This window comes from Kitasatospora sp. NPDC058492 (assembly GCF_042720685.1).
Classification (GTDB): Bacteria; Actinomycetota; Actinomycetes; order Streptomycetales; family Streptomycetaceae; genus Kitasatospora.
Genome location: NZ_JBHXMU010000013.1, coordinates 16789 through 35822, shown reverse-complemented (window position 1 = coordinate 35822; position 19034 = coordinate 16789). Strand labels below are relative to the sequence as shown.

General features: G+C 73.7%; 12 protein-coding genes. 1 reads left to right on the top strand and 11 read right to left on the bottom strand.

Annotated features, from left to right (window positions below; all coding sequences use genetic code 11):
• Nucleotides 1–82: 82 nt before the first annotated feature.
• Nucleotides 83–1120, bottom strand: a complete 1038-nt coding sequence (gene sbnA, locus ACFWPI_RS11590; protein WP_063348730.1) for a 2,3-diaminopropionate biosynthesis protein SbnA — start codon at nucleotides 1118–1120, stop codon at nucleotides 83–85.
• A 221-nt stretch (nucleotides 1121–1341) separates the two neighbouring features.
• Between sbnA and ACFWPI_RS11585 the strand changes: the two genes are divergently transcribed.
• Nucleotides 1342–8499, top strand: a complete 7158-nt coding sequence (locus tag ACFWPI_RS11585) for an amino acid adenylation domain-containing protein (RefSeq protein ID WP_380372963.1) — start codon at nucleotides 1342–1344, stop codon at nucleotides 8497–8499.
• 114 nt (nucleotides 8500–8613) lie between these two features.
• On the opposite strand, the gene ACFWPI_RS11580 is transcribed toward ACFWPI_RS11585, so the two are convergent.
• The 10 genes from ACFWPI_RS11580 to ACFWPI_RS11535 all read right to left on the bottom strand — a co-directional run bounded on the left by ACFWPI_RS11580 (nucleotide 8614) and on the right by ACFWPI_RS11535 (nucleotide 19010).
• Complete coding sequence (locus ACFWPI_RS11580) at nucleotides 8614–9372, bottom strand: AfsR/SARP family transcriptional regulator (protein WP_279634911.1); 759 nt, start codon at nucleotides 9370–9372, stop codon at nucleotides 8614–8616.
• A gap of 136 nt (nucleotides 9373–9508) precedes the next feature.
• Nucleotides 9509–9799 carry a helix-turn-helix transcriptional regulator gene (locus tag ACFWPI_RS11575; RefSeq protein ID WP_107453059.1) on the bottom strand — a complete coding sequence of 97 codons (291 nt, stop codon included), beginning with the start codon at nucleotides 9797–9799 and terminating at the stop codon, nucleotides 9509–9511.
• 258 nt (nucleotides 9800–10057) lie between these two features.
• Nucleotides 10058–12283, bottom strand: a complete 2226-nt coding sequence (locus ACFWPI_RS11570; RefSeq protein WP_380378839.1) for an MMPL family transporter — start codon at nucleotides 12281–12283, stop codon at nucleotides 10058–10060.
• 154 nt (nucleotides 12284–12437) lie between these two features.
• Nucleotides 12438–13037 carry a 4'-phosphopantetheinyl transferase superfamily protein gene (locus ACFWPI_RS11565; protein ID WP_371518148.1) on the bottom strand — a complete coding sequence of 200 codons (600 nt, stop codon included), beginning with the start codon at nucleotides 13035–13037 and terminating at the stop codon, nucleotides 12438–12440.
• Nucleotides 13038–13216: 179 nt separating this feature from the next.
• Entirely contained in the window at nucleotides 13217–14377 is a 1161-nt protein-coding gene (locus ACFWPI_RS11560) for an acyl-CoA dehydrogenase family protein (RefSeq protein WP_380378840.1), read from the bottom strand.
• The gene (locus ACFWPI_RS11555; protein WP_380378842.1) at nucleotides 14374–15099 is read right to left on the bottom strand and encodes a hypothetical protein; all 726 of its coding nucleotides are present in this window, start codon (nucleotides 15097–15099) and stop codon (nucleotides 14374–14376) included. Before ACFWPI_RS11555 ends, ACFWPI_RS11560 begins: the two co-directional genes overlap by 4 nt.
• Nucleotides 15096–15986: a hypothetical protein gene (locus tag ACFWPI_RS11550; protein WP_380335737.1), complete on the bottom strand. Its 891-nt coding sequence runs from the start codon at nucleotides 15984–15986 to the stop codon at nucleotides 15096–15098. The genes ACFWPI_RS11555 and ACFWPI_RS11550 overlap by 4 nt, the downstream gene beginning before the upstream one ends.
• Before the next feature lie 2 nt (nucleotides 15987–15988).
• Nucleotides 15989–16261 carry an acyl carrier protein gene (locus ACFWPI_RS11545; RefSeq protein ID WP_063348736.1) on the bottom strand — a complete coding sequence of 91 codons (273 nt, stop codon included), beginning with the start codon at nucleotides 16259–16261 and terminating at the stop codon, nucleotides 15989–15991.
• Nucleotides 16262–16308: 47 nt separating this feature from the next.
• A complete protein-coding gene (locus ACFWPI_RS11540; RefSeq protein ID WP_063348737.1) occupies nucleotides 16309–17595 on the bottom strand; it encodes a type III PLP-dependent enzyme in 1287 nt (428 codons plus the stop codon).
• A gap of 2 nt (nucleotides 17596–17597) precedes the next feature.
• Nucleotides 17598–19010, bottom strand: coding sequence for a hypothetical protein (locus ACFWPI_RS11535; protein ID WP_380378845.1), 1413 nt, complete (start codon nucleotides 19008–19010; stop codon nucleotides 17598–17600).
• Nucleotides 19011–19034 lie beyond the last annotated feature (24 nt).

Here is a 19034-nt window from a genome sequence, read left to right as displayed (position 1 = left end):
CAGCCTCAGCCCCGCCTTGAAAACTCTCGACCCTCTGACCCCGCCGGCTCCGACCCCGCAGGCCCCGCCCCCGGCGGACCGGTCAGCCGGACACCGTCTGGAGCCCGGCGGCGACGCCCGCCCCGAGGCCCCGGTGCTCGACCCCGGGCAGCAGGCCCTCCGGGCCGACCGAACCGCGCACCCACTCGTCGTGGTAGACGGTGTCCATGTAGCGCTCGCCCAGGTCCGGCGAGATGGTCACGGCGGTCACCCGCTCGCGCACGCCGCCCGCGCCGTCGCCGTAGTGCTCGTTCAGCCAGCGCAGCGCGCCGCTGACGGCCGTCCCGGTGGAACCGCCGAACAGGAAGCCGCCGCGCATCAGTTCGCGGCAGGTGCGGACGGTGTCGGTCTCCTCGACGTGGACCGCCCGCTCCACCAGCGACTCGTCCAGCAGCGCGGGCCGCACGCTGGTGCCCAGACCCGGGATGTGCCGGGTGGCCGGCGGGGCGCCGAAGGTGACCGAGCCGACGCTGTCGACCGGGACGACCCGCACCGAGGGGCGCCGCTCGCGGAAGTACCGGGCGCAGCCCATCAGCGTCCCGGTCGTGCCCGCGCCGATGAACAGCACGTTCAGGTCCGGGAACTGGCGGGCGATGGCCGGCGCGGTGGTCCGGTAGTGCGCCATCCAGTTGCCCGGACTCAGGTACTGGTTGAGCCAGACCCGCTTCTCGTCGGCGGCGAGCAGCGCCTTGACGTGGCGGATCCGCGCACCGAGGAAGCCCTCGGTCTCGTGCGGCTCGGTGATCAGGTGCACCTCGGCGCCGTACGACTCCATGGTGCGGCGGGTGACCTCGTTGCAGCGAGAGTCGGTGACGCAGATGAACTTGTAGCCGCGGCTGGCGGCGAGCACGCTCAGGGCGACGCCCATGTTCCCGGACGAGGATTCCACCAGGGTCGAGCCGGGGCCGAGGACGCCCGCCGCCTCGGCCTGCGCGACCATTTCCCGGGCCGCTTTCAGCTTGATGGACCCGGCGAAGTTGAACCCTTCGACTTTCAGGAAGAGACGGTGCCCGAAGAACGGCTGCAGATTCACGAAGAGGTCGCTGACCTCGAATTCGTGCGACGCGGAAATGACCGGCACTGGAGACTCCTGGCCTTCGGTAACGAATTAGCCTCGGCGGCAAGCCTCCCGCCGGGCGCTGACGAGGGGCTGACGGACTGCTGACGGGGTCCGCGACCAGGGTTTCGGACCCGTCCTGAGGCGCGCGTCAGCCGTCCGTCAGTTGCCGGTCAGTTGCTCGTCAGCGCCATCGGAAAGCGTTTGTTATTCCGCACTTGCAGGCCTTCCACGAGGAGCCCGGTTTGAATCGGCCGTCCGCCATCAGTGAAGTCCTTCCGCTCTCGCCGCTGCAACAGGGACTGCTCTTTCTCTCGGAGTACGACCGTGAGGGGACGGACGTCTACACCATTCAGCTGGTCCTCGACCTGGACGAGCTGACCGACGCCGATGCCGCCGCGCTGCGCACCGCGGCGGGCCTGCTCCTGGAGCGGCACCCCAACCTGAAGGCCTGCTTCCGGCACCGCAAGAACGGCGAGGCGATCCAGGTGATCCCCACGTCGGTCGAACTGCCGTGGCGCGAGGTCGCGGTGGCGGCCTCCGCCGAGGGGCCGGAGACGGAGTTCGACCGGCTCGCCGAGGAGGACCGGCTGCGCCGCTTCGACCTCGCCCGCCCGCCGCTCCAGCGGCTCACCCTGGCCCGCGCCGAGGGCGGGCGCTGCCGGCTGGTCTGGACCGTCCACCACATCCTGGTGGACGGCTGGTCGATGGTCTCGCTGATCGGCGAACTCGCCGCGCTCGCCGAGGAGCTGAAGGCCGGCGGCACCCCCGCCAAGCAGCCGCGGGCCGGCGCGGCCCGCTACCAGGCGCACCTGGCCTGGCTCGGCGCGCAGGACAAGGAGGCCGCCCGGCAGGCCTGGACCGCCGCCCTGGCCGGGGTCGTCGACCCGACCCGGCTGGTGCCGGCCGGCCGCGACCGGGCCGCCGGCGCGGCCGCGCTGCCGCAGGCCGTCCCGCTGGAGCTGACCCCCGAGGTCTCCACCGCGCTGACCGGCTTCGCCCGCTCGCGCGGCCTGACCGTCAACGCGGTGGTGCAGGGCTGCTGGGCGCTGCTGCTGTCCCGGCTGACCGGCCAGGACACCGTGCTGTTCGGCGCGGTCACCTCCGGCCGGCCGGCCGAGGTCCCGGACGTCGAGCGGATGGTGGGCCTGTTCGCCAACACGCTCCCGGTCCGGGTGGACGTCGACCCGGCCCGCACCCCGGCCGAGCTCTTCGCCGACGTGCAGCGGTCGCAGACCGCGCTGCTGGCGCACGAGCACCTGACCCTGGCGGAGGTCCAGCAGCTCACCGCCGTGCGCGGCGAACTCTTCGACACCGCCCTGATGTTCCAGAACTACCCGATGGGCGGCCTGCCGCTGGCCACCGGCACCGGCCCCCGGGTGACCGGCGCCGACGTCCGCTCCGCCACCCACTTCCCGGTCACCCTCACGGTCTTCCCCGGCACCCCGTTCGGCCTGGCCGTCAACCACGTGCCCGCGCTGGTCACCCGGGCCGAGGCCGAACTGGTCGGGCGGCGCTTCGCCCGGCTGCTGGCCGCCGCCGTCGCCCGGCCCGACGAGCCGTGCGGCCGGCTGGACGTCCTGGACGAGGCCGAGCGCGCCGGGATCACCGAGGCCCGCAACGCCACCGGGACGCCGCTGCCCGGCGACTGGCTGGCCCCGTTGCTGGCCGCCCGGGCCGCCCGTACCCCGGACGCGCCCGCCGTGCGCTGCGGCGAGGAGCGCCTGACCTACCGCGAACTGCACGCCCGCGCCGACGCGCTGGCGCACGCCCTGCACGCTGCCGGGGCCGGCCCGGAGCAGGTGGTGGCGATCGCGCTGGACCGCTCCTGCGACCTGGTGGTCGCCGCCCTGGCCGTCCTCAAGTCCGGCGCGGCCTACCTGCCGCTGGACCCGGACTACCCGGCCGACCGGCTGCGCTACATGCTCGCCGACGCCGCCCCGGTGGTCACCCTCACCCACCGCCGGGTGCGCGAACTCCTCGCCGCCGAAGCCGCCGAAGGCGAGATGAGCACCGGCGAACTGTGGGTCCTGGACGGCCCGGACGCCGCGACCGGTGCGCCCGGGCAGCGCGTACCGGGCACGGCCCCGCACGCCGACCACCCCGCGTACGTGATCTACACCTCGGGCTCCACCGGCCGCCCCAAGGGCGTCGTGGTGCCGCACCGGGCGCTGGTCAACCTGGTCGAGGACATGGTCGCCCGCTTCGAAGTGACCACCGAGGACCGCTTCCTCGCCGTCACCACCTTCGGCTTCGACATCGCCAACCTGGAGCTGTTCGTCCCGCTCGCCGCCGGCGCCGAACTGCTGGTCGCCGACCGCGAGACGGTCCGCGACCCGGCCGCCCTGGCGGACGCCGTCACCGGCCTGGACGCCACCCTGCTGCAGGCCACCCCCAGCCTCTGGCAGTCGCTCGCCGCCGACCACGCCCCCCGGCTGGCCGGCCTGCGCGCCCTGGTCGGCGGCGAGGCGCTGCCCGAGCCGCTGGCCCGCACCCTCACCGCGCACTGCGCGTCCGTGACCAACGTGTACGGCCCGACCGAGACCACCATCTGGTCCACTGCCGCGCCGCTGACCGCCGCCGCGGCCGGGCCGCCGCCGATCGGCGGCCCGATCGCCAACACCCGGGTGTACGTCCTGGACGGCGCGCTGCGCCCCGTCCCCGACGGCACCTTCGGCGACCTCTACCTCGCCGGCACCGGCCTGGCCCGCGGCTACCTGGGCCGCCCCGGCCTGAGCGCCGAGCGCTTCGTCGCCGACCCGTACGGCCCGAGCGGCACGCGGATGTACCGCACCGGCGACATCGTCCGCTGGGACGCCGCCGGCACCGCCCTGGAGTACGCAGGGCGCAGCGACCACCAGGTGAAGATCCGTGGCTACCGCATCGAACTCGGCGAGATCGAGTCCGTGCTCGCGGCGCAGCCCGGAGTGACGCGGGCCGTCGTCACGGCCCGCACCGACCAGGCGGGGGACGCCCGCCTGGTCGCCTATGTCGTACCGGCAGGGATCGACCGCGACCGCTTGCGGGAGCGGGCGTCATCGGTGCTGCCCACGCACATGATCCCTGCCGTGTACGTTCCCTTGGACGACCTGCCGCTGACCCCCAACGGCAAGGTCGACCGCAAGGCCCTGCCCGCCCCGCCGGACGAGCGGGCGGGCACCGGACGCGAGCCTGCGGGGGAGCGCGAGGAACTGCTCTGCGCGGTCTTCGCGGAGGCCCTCGGGCTCGACCGGGTCGGCGCCGACGACGACTTCTTCGAACTCGGCGGCCACTCGCTGTCCGCGACCAGGGTCGCCAACCGGCTGCGTGCCGCGCTCGGCGCGGACGTCCCGGTGCGGGCCCTGTTCGACGCCCGGACGGCCGAGGCGCTGGCCCGCGCCCTCGACCCGGAGTCGGCGGCCGCCGACGCGGCGGAGCCGGCCCCCCGGCGCCCCGCGCTGCGCGCCGTCCCGAACCGGCCGTCCTCGGTGCCGCTCTCGCACGCCCAGGAGCGGCTCTGGTTCCTGGACAAGATGGACGGCCCCACCGGCAGCTACAACATCCCGCTGGCGGTCCGCCTCACCGGCCCGCTGGACGCCGCCGCGCTGGCCGCCGCCGTCCGGGACGTGGTGGCCCGGCACGAGAGCCTGCGCACCGTCTTCGCCGAGGCCGACGGGCTGCCCTCGCAGCTGGTGCTCTCCGCCGAGGAGGCCGAGCAGGCCGGCGCCCCGCTGGTCGTGGTGGACCTCTCCGGGGCGGCGCCGGGCGCGCTGGAGGCGGCGCTGGCCGCCGAGGCCGCCCACCCCTTCGAGCTGTCCGCCCAGGTGCCGCTGCGGGCCCGGCTGTTCACCCTCGGCCGGGACAGCCACGCGCTGGCCCTGACGGTGCACCACATCGCCGCCGACGGCTGGTCGCTCGGCCCGCTCGCCCGCGACCTCTCCGACGCCTACCGGGCCCGGCTGGACGGCGCCGGGCCGCGCTGGGAGCCGCTGCCGGTGCAGTACGCCGACCACGCGCTCTGGCAGCGCGAACTGCTCGGCTCCAAGGACGACCCGGACAGCCTGGCCAGCGCCGAACTCGCGCACTGGCGCGAGGCGCTGGCGGGCATCCCGGAGGAGCTGGACCTGCCCACCGACTTCCCCCGCCCGGCCCGGGCCGGGCACCGCGGCGCCGAGGTCGAGTGCACGGTGCCCGCCGAGACCCACGCCCGGCTCGCCGAACTGGCCCGGCGCGGCGGCGCCAGCCTGTTCATGGCCGTCCAGGCGGGCCTGGCCGCGCTCCTCACCCGGCTGGGCGCGGGCACCGACATCCCGCTCGGCAGCCCGGTGGCCGGGCGCACCGACGACGCCGTCCGGGACCTGGTCGGCTTCTTCGTCAACACCGTGGTGCTGCGCACCGACACCTCGGGCGACCCGGCGTTCACCGCCCTGCTCGGGCGGGTCCGGGAGACCGACCTGACCGCCTACGGGCACGCCGAACTGCCCTTCGAGCACCTGGTGGAGGAGCTCAACCCGGTCCGCTCGATGGGCCGGCAGCCGCTCTTCCAGGTGATCCTGGCCTTCGAGAACAGTGCCGACCCGCTGCCCGCGATGCCCGGCCTGAGCGCCGAGGTGCTGCCGATCGGCAGCACGACGGCCAAGTTCGACCTGTCCTTCCAGGTACTGGATCGGACCGGCCCGGACGGCGCCCCGGCCGGACTGGACATCCGCCTGGAGTACCGCGAGGACCTGTTCACCGGGGCGACGGCGGCCCGCCTCGCCCGGGCCCTGGCCACCCTGCTCGACTCCGCCGCCCGCACCCCCGACGCGCCGCTCAGCGCCCTCGACCTGCTCACCGCCGAGGAGCGTCGCGTCCTGCTGGAGGAGTGGGCCGGCCCGACCGCCCCGTTCACCCCGGTCACCCTGACCGCCCTGTTCGAGGGCCTGGCGGCCGCCGACCCGGACCACCCCGCGCTGATCGGCCCGGACGGCGTACCGGCCGGCCCGGCGACGATGCGGCTGTCCTACGCGGCGCTCAACGAGCGGGCCAACCGGCTCGCCCACCTGCTGCTGGAGCGCGGGGTCGGCCCCGGCGACGTGGTCGCGCTGGCGATGCCGCGCTCCGCGCCGCTGGTGATCGCGCTGCTGGCGGTGCTCAAGACCGGCGCCGCCTACCTGCCGGTCGACCCGCAGTACCCGGCCGAGCGGATCGCCTACATGCTCGACGACGCGGCGCCCGCCCAGGTGCTGACCGTCGAGGCGGTCGCCGACCGGATCCCGGGGCTGCCCGAGGGCGTCGTCCCGCTGGTCCTGGACTCCCTGCGTACCCGGTCCGACCTGACCGGCCGGCCCGACCGCAACCCCGTCGACGCCGACCGCACCCGGCCGCTCGTCCCGCAGGACGTCGCCTACGTGATCTACACCTCGGGCTCCACCGGCCGCCCCAAGGGCGTCGCGGTGCCGCACCTGGGGGCGGCCAACCTGGCCGCCAACCACCAGGCGCGGATGGGCGCGGGGCCGGACACCCGGGTGCTGCAGTTCGCCTCGTTCAGCTTCGACGCCACCGTCTGGGAGCTCGGCGTCTCGCTGTACTCGGGCGGCACCCTGGTGGTCGCCACCGACGAGAGCCGGGTCTCCGGCGAGGTGCTGGGCGCGCTGCTCGCCGAGCACCAGGTCAACCACGTGGTGCTGCCGCCCACCGTGGTGGCCGGCCTGCCCGAGGACGTGGTGCTGCCCGAGGGCCTGCACCTGCTGGTCGGCGGCGAGGCCTGCCCGGCCGCGCTGGTCGACCGGTTCGCCCCGCTGACCGAGTTCCGCAACGCCTACGGCCCGACCGAGGCCTCGGTCTGCGCCACCTGGAGCGACCCGCTGCGCCCCGGCAGCGGCCGCCCGCCGATCGGCCGCCCGCTGGACAACCACCGGCTGTACGTCCTGGACGACGCCCTCGCGCCCGCGCCGGTCGGCGTCACCGGCGAGCTGTACATCGCCGGCACCGGCCTGGCGCACGGCTACCTGCGCCGCCCCGTCACCACCGCCGAGCGCTTCGTCGCCGACCCGTACGGGCCGGCCGGCACCCGGATGTACCGCACCGGCGACCTGGTCCGCTGGCGGGCCGACGGCACGCTCGACTACGTCGGCCGGGTGGACCACCAGGTGAAGCTGCGCGGCTTCCGGATCGAGCTCGGCGAGATCGAGGCCGCGCTGGTGCGCCACCCGGTGGTCGTGCAGGCCGCGGTGCAGGTCGCGCCCTCGCCCACCGGCGTGCCCCAGCTGACCGGGTACGTGGTGCCGCTGCCCGGCGTCGCCGCCGTCGACGTGCCGGTGCTGCGCGCGTTCGTCGCCGAGTCGCTGCCCGCGCACATGGTGCCCGCGACGCTGGTGACGCTGCCCGCGCTGCCGCTGACCGCGAACGGCAAGCTCGACACCCGCGCCCTGCCGGCGCCCGGTGCCGCGCCCGCCGCCGCGCAGGCCCCGGTGCGGCGCCCGGGCACGCCGGCCGAGGAGGTCATCGCCGGGGTCTTCGGTGAGATCCTCGGCCTCGACCAGGTCGGCGCCGACGGGGACTTCTTCGACCTCGGCGGCGACAGCCTGCGCTCGGTGCAGATCGTCAGCCGGGCCGCGAAGGCCGGGCTCACGCTCTCGCTGGCCGACGTCTTCACCCACAAGACGGTGGCGGCCCTCGCCGCCGCCGCCCGGCCCGCAGGCTCGCAGCGGCTCCCCGCGACGGTGCTGGAGCCGGTGCTGCCGATCCGGCCGGGCGGCACCGCCGAGCCGCTGTTCTGCGTGCACGGCGGGGTCGGCTTCGGCCTGCCGTACGCGGAGCTGGCCCCGCACCTCGACCCGGCCCGGCCGGTGTACGCGCTGCAGTCCGACGGCATCGCCGCGCCCGAGGGGGAGTGGGAACGGCCGCAGGGCGTACGGGAACTGGCGGCCACGTACCTGGCGAGGATCCGCCGGGTGCAGCCGCACGGCCCGTACCACCTGCTGGGCTGGTCCTTCGGCGGGCTGGTCGCGCACGAGATGGCGGTGCAGCTCCAGGCGGCGGGCGAGCGGGTGGCCTTCCTGGCGGCGCTGGACGTCTTCCCGGTGCTGCCGGGCGACCACAACCCGACCGACGAGGAGATCCGCGGGGCCTTCCTCGCCCACCACGCTGCCGGGGCGGGCATCGACGACGGGGAGCTGCGCCGGCTGATGGCGGTGATGCGCCACCACACGGACATCGCCCGGGAGTTCACCCCCGGCCGGTTCGACGGCTCGCTGCTGCTGTTCACCGCCGCCGACGAGGTGCAGGGCGCCCCCGCCGCCGAGCTCGCCGACCGCTGGCGCGCGCACCTGACCGGCGCGCTGACGGTGCACGACGTCGCCTGCGGCCACGAGGAGATGCTCGGCCGGGAGGCGGCCGGCCGGATCGGCGCGGTGGCCGACGCCGCGCTGCGCCGGTCCTGAACGACCGGACGGCCGGGCCCGGAATCCGGGCCCGGCCGTCACGGGGCCGTCGGCGGCTCCCCAGCGGGGGAGCCGCCGGCGTGTCGGGGCGAACTGCCCTCGCCCCGACGGGACTTACAGCGAGGGATCCTGCATCAGGATCGCCTGGTAGAGGTGGTGGAGACGACGACTCGGCTTGAGCCCCAACTCGTCGTCGAGCCACTTCCGGGTGCGGTGGAAGATGTCGACGGCCTCCGACTGCCGGCCGCACCGGTAGAGGGCGATCATCAACTGCTCGCTGAACCGCTCGCGTTCCGGGTACTGGGCGAGCAACTGCTTCAGCTCGGCCACCACCGTCCCCGCCTCGCCCGCTTGCAGCTGGGCCGAGATCAGGTCCTCCCGCGCGGTCTTGCGCTGCTCGTCCAGACGCAGCGCTACGGCACGGCACCAGGGCCCGTCGCTCGTGTCGAGCAGGGCCGGTCCGCGCCACATCCCGAGCGACTTGCGGAGCGTGTCCATCGCTTCGTACGGCCGGTCGCTGACCAGCCCCGCGCCTTTCTCCGCCGTCCGCAGGAACCGGTACGCGTCGACCGCGTCCTCCGAGACGTTGAGCATGTAACCGTTGTCAACCGTGCGGATGAGTTCCTGGTCCGGCCCCTCCAGACCAAGTTCCGCCAACGATTTGCGCATGCGTTTGACATTGGCCTGCAAGGCGTTGCGCGCGTTCTTGAGCGGCGCTTCCCCCCACAGCTCGTCGATCAGTTCGTCGAACGCGACCACCTGACCGGCGTTGAGCGCCAGCATGGTGAGCATCACGCGATTCTTCTTCGCCCGTAGACCTACGGTGCGCTGACCGTCGCCGATCAATAGTGGGCCTAATATGGAGATGTACACCAAATTCCCCGTCCCTAGCGGTGAACTCCAGCCACAAGCTTTTCTCCTGTGACCTCGGCCCGGCCACCGTCAACAGTGGTCGACGTGTTTGGGGTGGCCTGACAAAGGGGAAAAGCCTGGGTATCATTCGCGCTGGTCAAGTATCGGACACGCCTGGGTCGTCCGGCCATGTACCTTCGTACATGAGTTGATGAACCTGCGCCACCAACCCCACCTGAAGCCGCGACTCCACTCCCAGTTTCGCCAGGATGTTGGCGACATGCGCCTTCACCGTGCGCTCTGTGACGTGCAGTCGGGCAGCGATGCCGCGGTTGGAGTGTCCGGCACCGATCAGGTCGAAGACCTGCCGTTCCCGTCCGGACAACGTCCCGACCCGGGTGAGTTCGTTGCGCCAGCGCGCCGAGGCGAGGCTGCCGTCACTGTGCATGGCCACCCCCCTGACCGCCCCCTGCTTCCCCGTGGCGCGTCCACCGGCAGTTGCGCCCCCCCGTCACCGGGAAGGTCGTTCACGTGCCGACGAACGCGCATGCGATTCTACAACTCCCGTAACAAACCACCACGGGACAGTCGGCGTCAAACCCCTTGTCACGACTGGTTGTGGCCAGGCGCCTGCACCAAACGCACACGAAAAGGACCGGGGAGGGGCTAAGCCCTTCCCCGGCCGTCGAGTTGGACGGGTCCCGTGTTACGGGAGGGTCGTGCGTGCCGCCGAGGCCGCCGCCGCGGCGGCCACGATGGCCGGCATCCGCGGGGTCCGGGTCGTGGTCTGGCGCGCGAGCCGCGAGGGCCAGAAGGTCTTCCAGCCGAGCAGGGTGACCACGGCCGGCAGGACGACGATCCGGATCACCGTCGCGTCGAGCAGCACCGCGCAGGCCATGCCCACCCCCATCTGCTTCATCTCGATGAAGTTCAGCGAGGCCAGCAGGGCGAACACGCAGACCATCACCACCGCGGCGCTGGTCACCACGCCGGCCGTGCGGGTGATGCCCTGCTCGACCGCCTCCTTGACGGAGAGCCCGCCGCGCGCCGCCTCCCGGATCCGGCTGACCACGAAGACGTGGTAGTCCATCGACAGGCCGAGCAGGATCACGAAGAGCATCAGCGGCAGCCAGGCCACCACCCGGCCGGTGGACTCGAAGTGCAGCAGGTCCTCCGCCCAGGTGTGCTGGAAGATCAGCGCGAGCAGGCCGAAGGAGGCCGCCGCGGACAGCACGTTGAGCACCACGGTGATCAGCGCGAGCACCACCGAGCGGAACGCGGCGGTCATCACCAGGAAGGTCAGCACCAGGGCCACTCCGAGCACCCAGGGCATCTTGTGCATGACGTTCGCCCGGTAGTCGACGTCGAACGCGACGTCGCTGCCGCCGACCGCGAACTCGGCGCCCGCGACCGTGCCGAGGGTCTGCGGGGCGAGGTCCTGGCGCAGCCGGGCCAGCGAGGCGCGGGCCTGCGGGGAGCCGCTGTCGAAGTGGGTGCCGATCGCGATGGTGGCGACCGTGCCGTCGGGGGAGGTGCGGACGACCGGCGCGGGGTTGTGCACGAAGAGGTCGTCCTGCGAGGCGCGTTCGACCAGCGACTCCACCGCGGTGCCCAACTGCGCCGTCCGGTCGGTCGGGACCTTCACCGCGACGGTGTGGGTGTCGGCCTGGCTCGGGAAGGAGTGGGTCAGCCGCTCGTTGGCCTGCATCGCCGGGATCGACCGGGGCAGGTCGTCGATCCCGGTGGCCTTGAGCTTCAGGCCGAGGGCGGGCAGCGCGAGGACGAGCAGCGCGCCGACCGAGACCACCAGTGCGATCACCGGGTGGCGCAGGGCGGGCTTGAGCATGGTCGACCACAGCCGCGGTTTGACCCCGCCCTTCTGGGTGAGCCGCCACACCAGCGGGACCCGCGGCGCGTCCAGGTAGCGGCCGAACCGGGACAGCATGGCCGGCAGCACGGTCAGCGAGGAGGTGATCGCGATGGCGACCACCAGCACCGCGCCGGTGGCCATCGACTCGAAGGCGATGTGCCCGGCGAGGTAGAGCGCCCCCATCGAGATCATGACGACCACGCCGGACACCAGCACCGAGTGCCCGGAGGTGGCGGCCGCGATCTCGATGGCGTCGATGTTGTTGGCGCCCAACGCCCGCTCCTCGCGCTGGCGCTTGAGGTAGAACAGCGAGTAGTCGACCCCGATGGCCATGCCCATCAGCACGATGACGTGCGTCACCGGCCCCGGATCGGGCACCAGTTGGGAGGCCACCCCCCACAGGCCGAGCCCGGCGAGCACCGAGGACAGGCCGAGGACGACCGGGACGCTCGCGGCGACGATCGCGCCGAACACGAAGACCATCACGAGCAGCGTCACCGGCAGGCTCAGCACGGTCGCCTTGCCGAGGTCCTTGCTCAGCATCTCGTTGAGCCCGGCCTTGATCGAGCCGGCGCCGACGAGTTCCATCCGCAGCTCGGTGTGCGACGAGTGGGTCCTCGCCACGGTGTCGATGAGCGGCTGCACCCGGTCGGCGGAGGTCTCCGGATCGCCGTCGAGGGTCACCGGGACGAGCAGGGCCGAGCCGTCCGGCGCGGGCACCGGGGCGTCGATCGAGCTGATGCCGGGGAGGGCCTTCAGGTCGCGGGTGGCGTCCGAGGCCGCGGACTGCGCCTGGACGGGGTCGAGCCGGCCGCCGCCCCACGGGGTGATGAGGACGTTCTCCACCGCGCGCTCCTGGAGGCCGCCGCTGCGGGCGATCGCGGCCGCCCGGCCGGACTGGCCGATGGCGAGGTCGGAGGTGGTGGCCTGCCGGGTGCCCGTGACGCCGCCGACCACGAGGGCCGCCACGACGAACGCCACCCAGAGCGCGATCGCCCACCAGGGGTGGACGGCGCTCCACCGAGCGGCCCTGGTGATCACGTTCCTGCCTTCCACGATCACGTTCCCCTCCTCAAAAGAAATGCCCGGATCAAGACACGGGCCTGACTTGTGAGTCCGGCCGGTGCGGTGCGGCGTTCGCCTGCATCACTGAATCTAGTGACGCTTCGACGCATGATCACGGGTACAACTTCGACGATTGGAGGGGGAGTTTCTTCTACTTGACAGCCGACCCGAGAGGGCTGCCGCCGGATTCCCCGGGCGGAATTTGATACCACATCCGCCGGGACACGTTAAAGGGCCCGTCGCCGATCAGTGCGACGGACCCCGCGTATTCCTCGGGCAGCGGCAGGTCGGTGACTCTCCACGGACCGGGCAACGGACCGGAGCGTGCGTACACGGTGGCTTCCGGTCCGTCGTGGGCGACCGGGATCCCCATGCCCTGGGTGAGTCTGGCGCCCGAGGCCTTCACGCACGCCTCCTTCCTGGTCCACAGCCGGGTGAAGGCGTCGGGCCCGCCCCGGGCCACCAGCTCCCGTTCGTCCGGGGGGAAGAAGCGACCGGCCAGCCGGGCGGTGTCCAGCTCGGCGCGGGCCAGCTCGACATCCACGCCGACCGGCCGTGATGCCAGGGCGAGCAGGGCGATCTCGCCCGAGTGGGACAGGTTGAAGTGCAGGCCCGGCGCGTCCTCGACGGCCGGCTTCCCCCACGGGCCGCGGCTGAAGCGCAGCCCGGCCGGGGGGCGGCCGAGGCGCTCGCCGAGGACGATCCGGGTGGCGGCGTGCGCGAGCACGAAGCGGCGCCGCAGCCCGGGCAACTGTCCGCTCCGGGCGCGCGCCCGCTCCTGCTCGTCGAGCAGTTCCTCCAGGTGCGGCGGGTACCCGTCCGGGGCGCCCTGGGCGGCTTCGCCGTCCGGGCGGTCCGGGTGCTCGCCACCGGTCAGCGGAATCTGCCAGATCTCGACCGTATCCCGACCGACCGGTTGTTCTGTCCCGTTCAGAACCGGCCCACCTTTCCGGTGTGCAGCCCCTGGAACAGATTCAGCTTCTGGATGTTCCGTGTCCCCTCCATGAACTCCACGCCCCGTGCGTCCCGGGCGAGTTTGTCGAGGAGCGGGTGGTCCAGCCGGGCGCCGGGCCCGAAGAAACCCAGCGCGCGCATCGTGACGTCCTCGGCGAGTTCGCAGGCGCGGGCCTTCGCCGCCGAGGAGAGGTGCCCGGCGGCCGGCTTGCGGTCCACCGCGAGGGCCGCCCGGTAGGTCAACCGGCGGGCCGCGTCGATCCGCTGGCCGAGCGACTCGAACAGCTCGCGCTCCGCGCCGCGCAGTTCCCGGCGGTTCTCGGCGACGTAGTCGTGGGCGGCCCGGGCGATGCCGAGGGCGATCGCGGCCACACTCGGGCGGAGCTGGTTGAAGACCGAGACGATGCTCCACATCCCCCGCCGGGTCGGCGGCAGGTGGGCGCCGAGCACCCGTTCGGCCGGCACGTGCACCCCGTCGAGGGTGATCCGGGTCAGCTGGACGCCGCGCAGGCCGAGGGTGGGCAGCGGCTCCGCCCGGAAGCCGGGGTCGGCGGTGTCCACCAGGACGGCCAGCACGCCGAGCCGCTCGGTGCCCGCGACCCGCGCGAACACGGCGCCCAGGTCGGCCCGGGCGGCGTTGCCGACGTAGCGCTTCTCGCCGTCCAGGACGTACGAGCCGTCGCCCACCGGGGTCAGCGTGGTGGTCATCTCGCCGATGGCCGAGCCGCGGTCGGGCTCGGTGAGGCCGAAGCAGGTCCAGCGGGGGCGTTCGGCGAGCCGGCCGTACACCCAGTCCTTCTGGGCCTGGCTGCCGAGCACGCTCAGCAGCACCCCGCACATCGAGGCGCCGGGCGCGCCCAGCATCATCCCGGCATCGCCGCGCGCCAGTTCCTCGCTCACCAGGACCCGTTCCAGGGTCGCCAGGCCGTGCGCGGGGCCAGCACCGGCCTCGGCGGACGCCCGGTCCCACTCCGGCGGCACCTGGTGGCCGGCCAGGAAGCGCACGGCGGGCAGGTCCAGGAAGCGGTGGACGGCCTCCGGGTCCCGGTCGAGGTCGAGCGCGCCCGCCCGCAGGTCTTCGGCCCACCGCCGCACGTGCCGGTGCGTGGTTTCCAGCGGGCCGGGCAGGCTGATCACACGTTCCCCTTCCGGGAGTCGACGTTCTGCGCCGTGTCCCCGGCCGGCCCCGGCCAGCCGCAGTACACGTCGGCGAGGAGCTCGGAGGCGTACGCCGCCCGGCCCGGCCCCTCGGCGGTGAAACCGTACGCCCCGAGCAGCCGCAGCAGTGCGCGGTCGGCCTGGGTGATCTGGGCCTGGAGGCGGGCGAGGGCCGGGCCGTCCAGCGGCCGGGCGGGGGCCGGCGGAGAGTCGTCCGGCCCCTCGGTGAGGTCGTCGAGGACGCCCTCGATCTCCAGGTGGTCGATCAGCACGTCGGCGAGCGCGCCCTTGACCAGCTGTTGCAGCAGCAGCGAGGAACCCTCGACCTGGCGGCCCGCGAGGTAGGCCAGGCAGGCCTCCCGCAGCCGCTCGGACGCGCCGAGCCGCAGCCAGGCGAGGCCGGTGCCCCAGTCGTGGGCGTCGGGGCCGGCGGGCGCCCGGGTGGCGTCGGCGGGGTTCAGGACGGCCAGGCCGGGCACCGGGTCCAGGCCCCCGTCCCCGTCCCCGTCCTCGCCGTCGCCGAACTCGGCGTACTCGCCGAGGAGTTCGCGCGGGACCACGGCGTGCCCGCGCGGGCCGCGCGGTGCCACCCCGGGGGACAGCGCGCGGGAGAGCAGGGTCAGTGCGGGGACGAGGCCGTCGTTGCGCGCGCTCGTCCGGGCCTCCTGCCAGTGCTCGCGCACCTCGGCCGGAACCGTCATCGGACCCCCAACTCCCCCGTGTCGAGTGTGCAGTAGGCCAGGAAGCCGCGCTCCCGGTCGTAGTCGGCCACCACCACCGGGCGGTCCCGGTCGGCGGCGGCGAGCAGGGCGGCCCAGCCGCCGGTGGCGGGCTGTCCGGCCGCCACCTTGGTCCACGGACCGCCGTGTGCCGGAAGTTCAGCACAGCCGTCGGACAGGCCGGAGCCGGTGACCAGCGCGGCCGAGGCGTCCCAGCCGGCGAACAGCCCCGGCTCCGGGAGGCCCTGGGCCGCGCCGCCCAGCGGCGCGTCGCCGCCGTCCCAGTGGATCAGCAGCGCGACCGCGGCGTCCGTGTGGACGGCGCTCTGCCCCGTCGCGGGCAGCGGGAACGGCTGGGTGCCCTGGTCCACGACCAGCAGCAGCAGCCGAGACCAGCCGCACCGCCGGGCGTACTCCACGGCGACCCGCAGCGCGCTGAACGGCGCCAGGACGCCCTGGTCGGACAGGGCGAAGGAGAGCGGCTCGCCCGGCAGCCGCCCCTTCACGCAGGAGGCGACCAGCTCGGCGTGGTCGAAGTCCGGCGCGGAGTAGGCGACCACCACCACCTCGGGGCACTCCTCGGCGGTCAGCGGGCCCAGCGCGTCGAGCGCGCCGTGGGCCAGCTCCACCGAGGTGCGCCGCCCCGAGGCAGCGAACTGCTCGCGGTCGAAGTCCGCGCCGTAGAGCGCCCCGAGCTCGCGGTAGAAGTCCTCCCGCGCGGCCTCCGGCCGGTACGGCGCGCCAGGCCCCGGCGGGGTGTGGGCGCCGGCCCGGATCAGCCGCGGCAGGACCGCCGCCGGGGCCGGGCCGGGCGTGCCGTCCGCGCCGGCCGGGGCCGGACGCCGCACGGGCGCAGTCGCGCGGAACATGCTTAGGCGCTCGCTTCCGCGGCGACGAAGCCGGCCAGCGAGCCCACGGTCTCGAAGTGGGTCATGTCCAGCTCGTCGGCGTCGAACTGCACGTCGAGGATCTCCTCGATGGTGATGAGCAGTTCGAGCGCGCTGCTGGAGTCCAGGCCCAGCTCGTCGAAGAGGCGGACGCCCGGGTCGGCGCCGGAGACGTCCTTGTTGAGGACCTCCGACAGGCCCTTGCGGACGGCGTCGACGTACTTCACGTCGGCCACGGTGTTGGCAGTGTCGCTCATGGTGTTCTCCTCGGGCTGGTCCCGGCCGTGGGTCGGCCGGTCGGTGGTCAGTTCTGGTCGTCGCCGGGGGCCGCGTACAGCCGCTGGCGGCCGAGCATGGCCTCGACGTCGTCGCGCTCCCGGATCAGGTGCGCCCGCCCGTCCAGGACGAGCACCTCCGCCGGGTAGCCGTGGCTGAGGAAGTGCACCGGCGAGGCCGTCGGCCCGTACGCGCCGGAGCGCTGCACCCCGATCAGCTCGCCGGCCCGCAGCGCCGGCATCGGCACCTTCTTGCCGATGACGTCGTTGGGCGTGCAGAGCGGGCCGGTGATGTGCCAGGGCTCGGTGGCCGGCTCGTCCAGCCGCTCCAGCGCGGCCATCGGGAAGTTGCGCTTCACGTACGAGCCGATGCCGACGGCCGCCATGTGGTGGTTGGTGCCGCCGTCGGTGACCGCGAAGTTCTCGCCCATCGAGGTCTTGGTGTAGCGCACCCGGGTGACGTAGGTGCCGGACGCGGCGACCAGGAAGCGGCCCAGCTCCATGATCATCCGGGTCTCCGGGTGCCGGGCGCGGAAGTCCGCGATCAGCGGGTTGAGCCCGGCGGTCAGCTCGGCGACGTCGAGGTCCTTCTCGTTGTCGAAGTAGGCGATGCCGAGGCCGCCGCCGACGTCGACCGTCTCCAGCGGGAAGCCCAGCTCGGTGGAGAGGCGCTCGGCCAGCTCCAGGATCCGCCGGGTGTTCTCGACGACGGACTCCTCGATCAGGATGCGGGTGCCCAGGTACACCTGGACGCCCATCAGCCGGATGTTGGGGTAGCGGCCGGCGAGGTCCTTGCCCTCGGCCAGCAGCAGCTCCTCGTCGGTGCCGAACTGGCGCGGCTTGCCGCCCATGGTCAGGCCCGAACCCTTCACCGAGAAGCGCGGGTTGACCCGCAGCGCGACCCGGGCGGTGATCCCGCGCTCGCGGGCCACCTCGTCGATCAGGTCCAGCTCGCCGATCGACTCGCAGACGATCGCGTGGATGTCCTCGTCCAGGCAGGCCGCCACCTCGCCGCGGCTCTTGCCCGGGCCGAGGAAGATGATGTCGCGCGGCTCGACCCCGGCCCGGCGGGCGGTGACCAGCTCCGTCAGCGAGGACACCTCGGCGCGCGAGCCCAGGCTGTGCAGCAGCGCGCAGACGGAGATGTTGGGGTTCGCCTTGAGCGAGTAGAAGACCTCCAGCGCCGGGTGCAGCGCCTCGCGCAGCCCCTGGAAGCGGGTGGTGATCTCCTCGCCGTCGTACAGGTAGAGCGGGGTGCCGAACTCCTCGGCGAGCTCGGTGATCCCGAGGCCCTGCACCTCGAATGCGACGCTCACGGTCAGCTCCGTTCCGGGTAGGCCGCGAGGCGGCGGGTGATGTCGGTGTCGAGCGCCTCGATCTCCTCGTCGGAGGCACCGACGAGCACGCCGTACAGCCGGCCCTCGAAGCCGTCCGCTTCGGTGTCGGCGGCGGTGCCCGCGGCGGCGTTCACCGTGGCGTAGTTGTTCACGAACAGGCCGCGCGGGCGCGGGCCCCGTTCGGTCAGCAGCAGCCCGTCCAGCACCTCGGCCAGTTCGGCGAAGGGCAGCGGGCGGGTCAGCCGCAGCGGGAAGTGCCGGGCGACGGCGACGTCGTCGGCCCCGGCCAGGCCGCCCTCGTGCACCACGTTCTGGTACGTGGACATGTTGTTGCGGGCGTTGATCTCGATGACCGGGTACAGGCCCTCGTCCGGGTCGACCATCGCGTCGACGCCGACCACGCCGTAGTAGCCGTCGGCGGCGAGCCGCTCGCCGAGCCGCAGCGCCGTCGCCTCGATCTCGGCGACCTGCCCGTCGGTCAGCCGGGCCGGGATCCGGTGGCCCTTGTGGACGCCGCCCTCGGTCAGCAGCTCCTTGACGAAGTCGAAGTGCGTGGAGCCGTCCCGGCCCACCGTGAACTGGTAGTTGAGGTCGCAGCGCTTGGCGACCCACTCCTCGATCACCAGCGCGGTGCGCGGGGCCCCGCCCGCGGCCTTGGCGGCGCGCTCGGCCTGCTGGACCGCCATCCGGTGCAGCCGGCCCAGGCGGGCCTCGGAGTCCAGCACGACGATGCCCTTGCCGGACACGCCGAACGCGTCCTTCAGCACCACCTTGCGGCCCGCCGCCAGCAGTTCACCGGCCGCGGCCACCGCCCCGGCCAGCTCCTCCAGCGTCTCGCAGGCCCAGCCGCGGGCCTGGCGGATGCCCAGCTCGTCGGAGAGCCGGCGGCTGTACACCTTGCTGTTGACCCGCTTGCAGACCGCGGCGGTCGGCGCGCCCAGCTGCAGCCCGGTGCGCTCGGCCAGCTCCTCCTCGACGGTGGAGATGCCGTGCGCGGTCAGCCGGGCGCCCTCGGCGGCGACGGCGGACAGCGCGCGCAGCAGCTCGGGGTCGGCGAGGGCGTCCTCGCTGACGGTGCGCTGCGGGTCCTGGCCGGCCACCACGTGCACGGTGGGCAGCTCCAGGCCGAGGCCCTCCAGGTAGCCGCGGTAGCCCTCGTCCAGGGCGGTCTTCAGCACGACGTGGTCGTCCTTGCCGCCGAGCAGCAGCGCGAACTCGTCCATGCGGTTCACCACCGCACTGCCCGCGTGCGAGGCGACCCGGGGCAGCGCGGGCTCGCCGAGCGCCCAGTGGTTCTCCACCTCGAAGTTGCCCAGGAACACCAGCGGGGTGTCCGCGGACCCGGTCACGGCGCGCTTGAGGCGCGCGCTGAAGCCGGAGGACGGTAGATGCATGTCGACCTCGTCATTTCTCGTGTG

Coding starts and splice junctions, on each gene's coding strand:
- ACFWPI_RS11535 (WP_380378845.1), bottom strand. CDS start 19,010: ATGCATCTACCGTCCTCCGGCTTCAGCGCGCGCCTCAAGCGCGCCGTG.
- ACFWPI_RS11550 (WP_380335737.1), bottom strand. CDS start 15,986: ATGTTCCGCGCGACTGCGCCCGTGCGGCGTCCGGCCCCGGCCGGCGCG.
- ACFWPI_RS11545 (WP_063348736.1), bottom strand. CDS start 16,261: ATGAGCGACACTGCCAACACCGTGGCCGACGTGAAGTACGTCGACGCC.
- ACFWPI_RS11555 (WP_380378842.1), bottom strand. CDS start 15,099: ATGACGGTTCCGGCCGAGGTGCGCGAGCACTGGCAGGAGGCCCGGACG.
- ACFWPI_RS11575 (WP_107453059.1), bottom strand. CDS start 9,799: ATGCACAGTGACGGCAGCCTCGCCTCGGCGCGCTGGCGCAACGAACTC.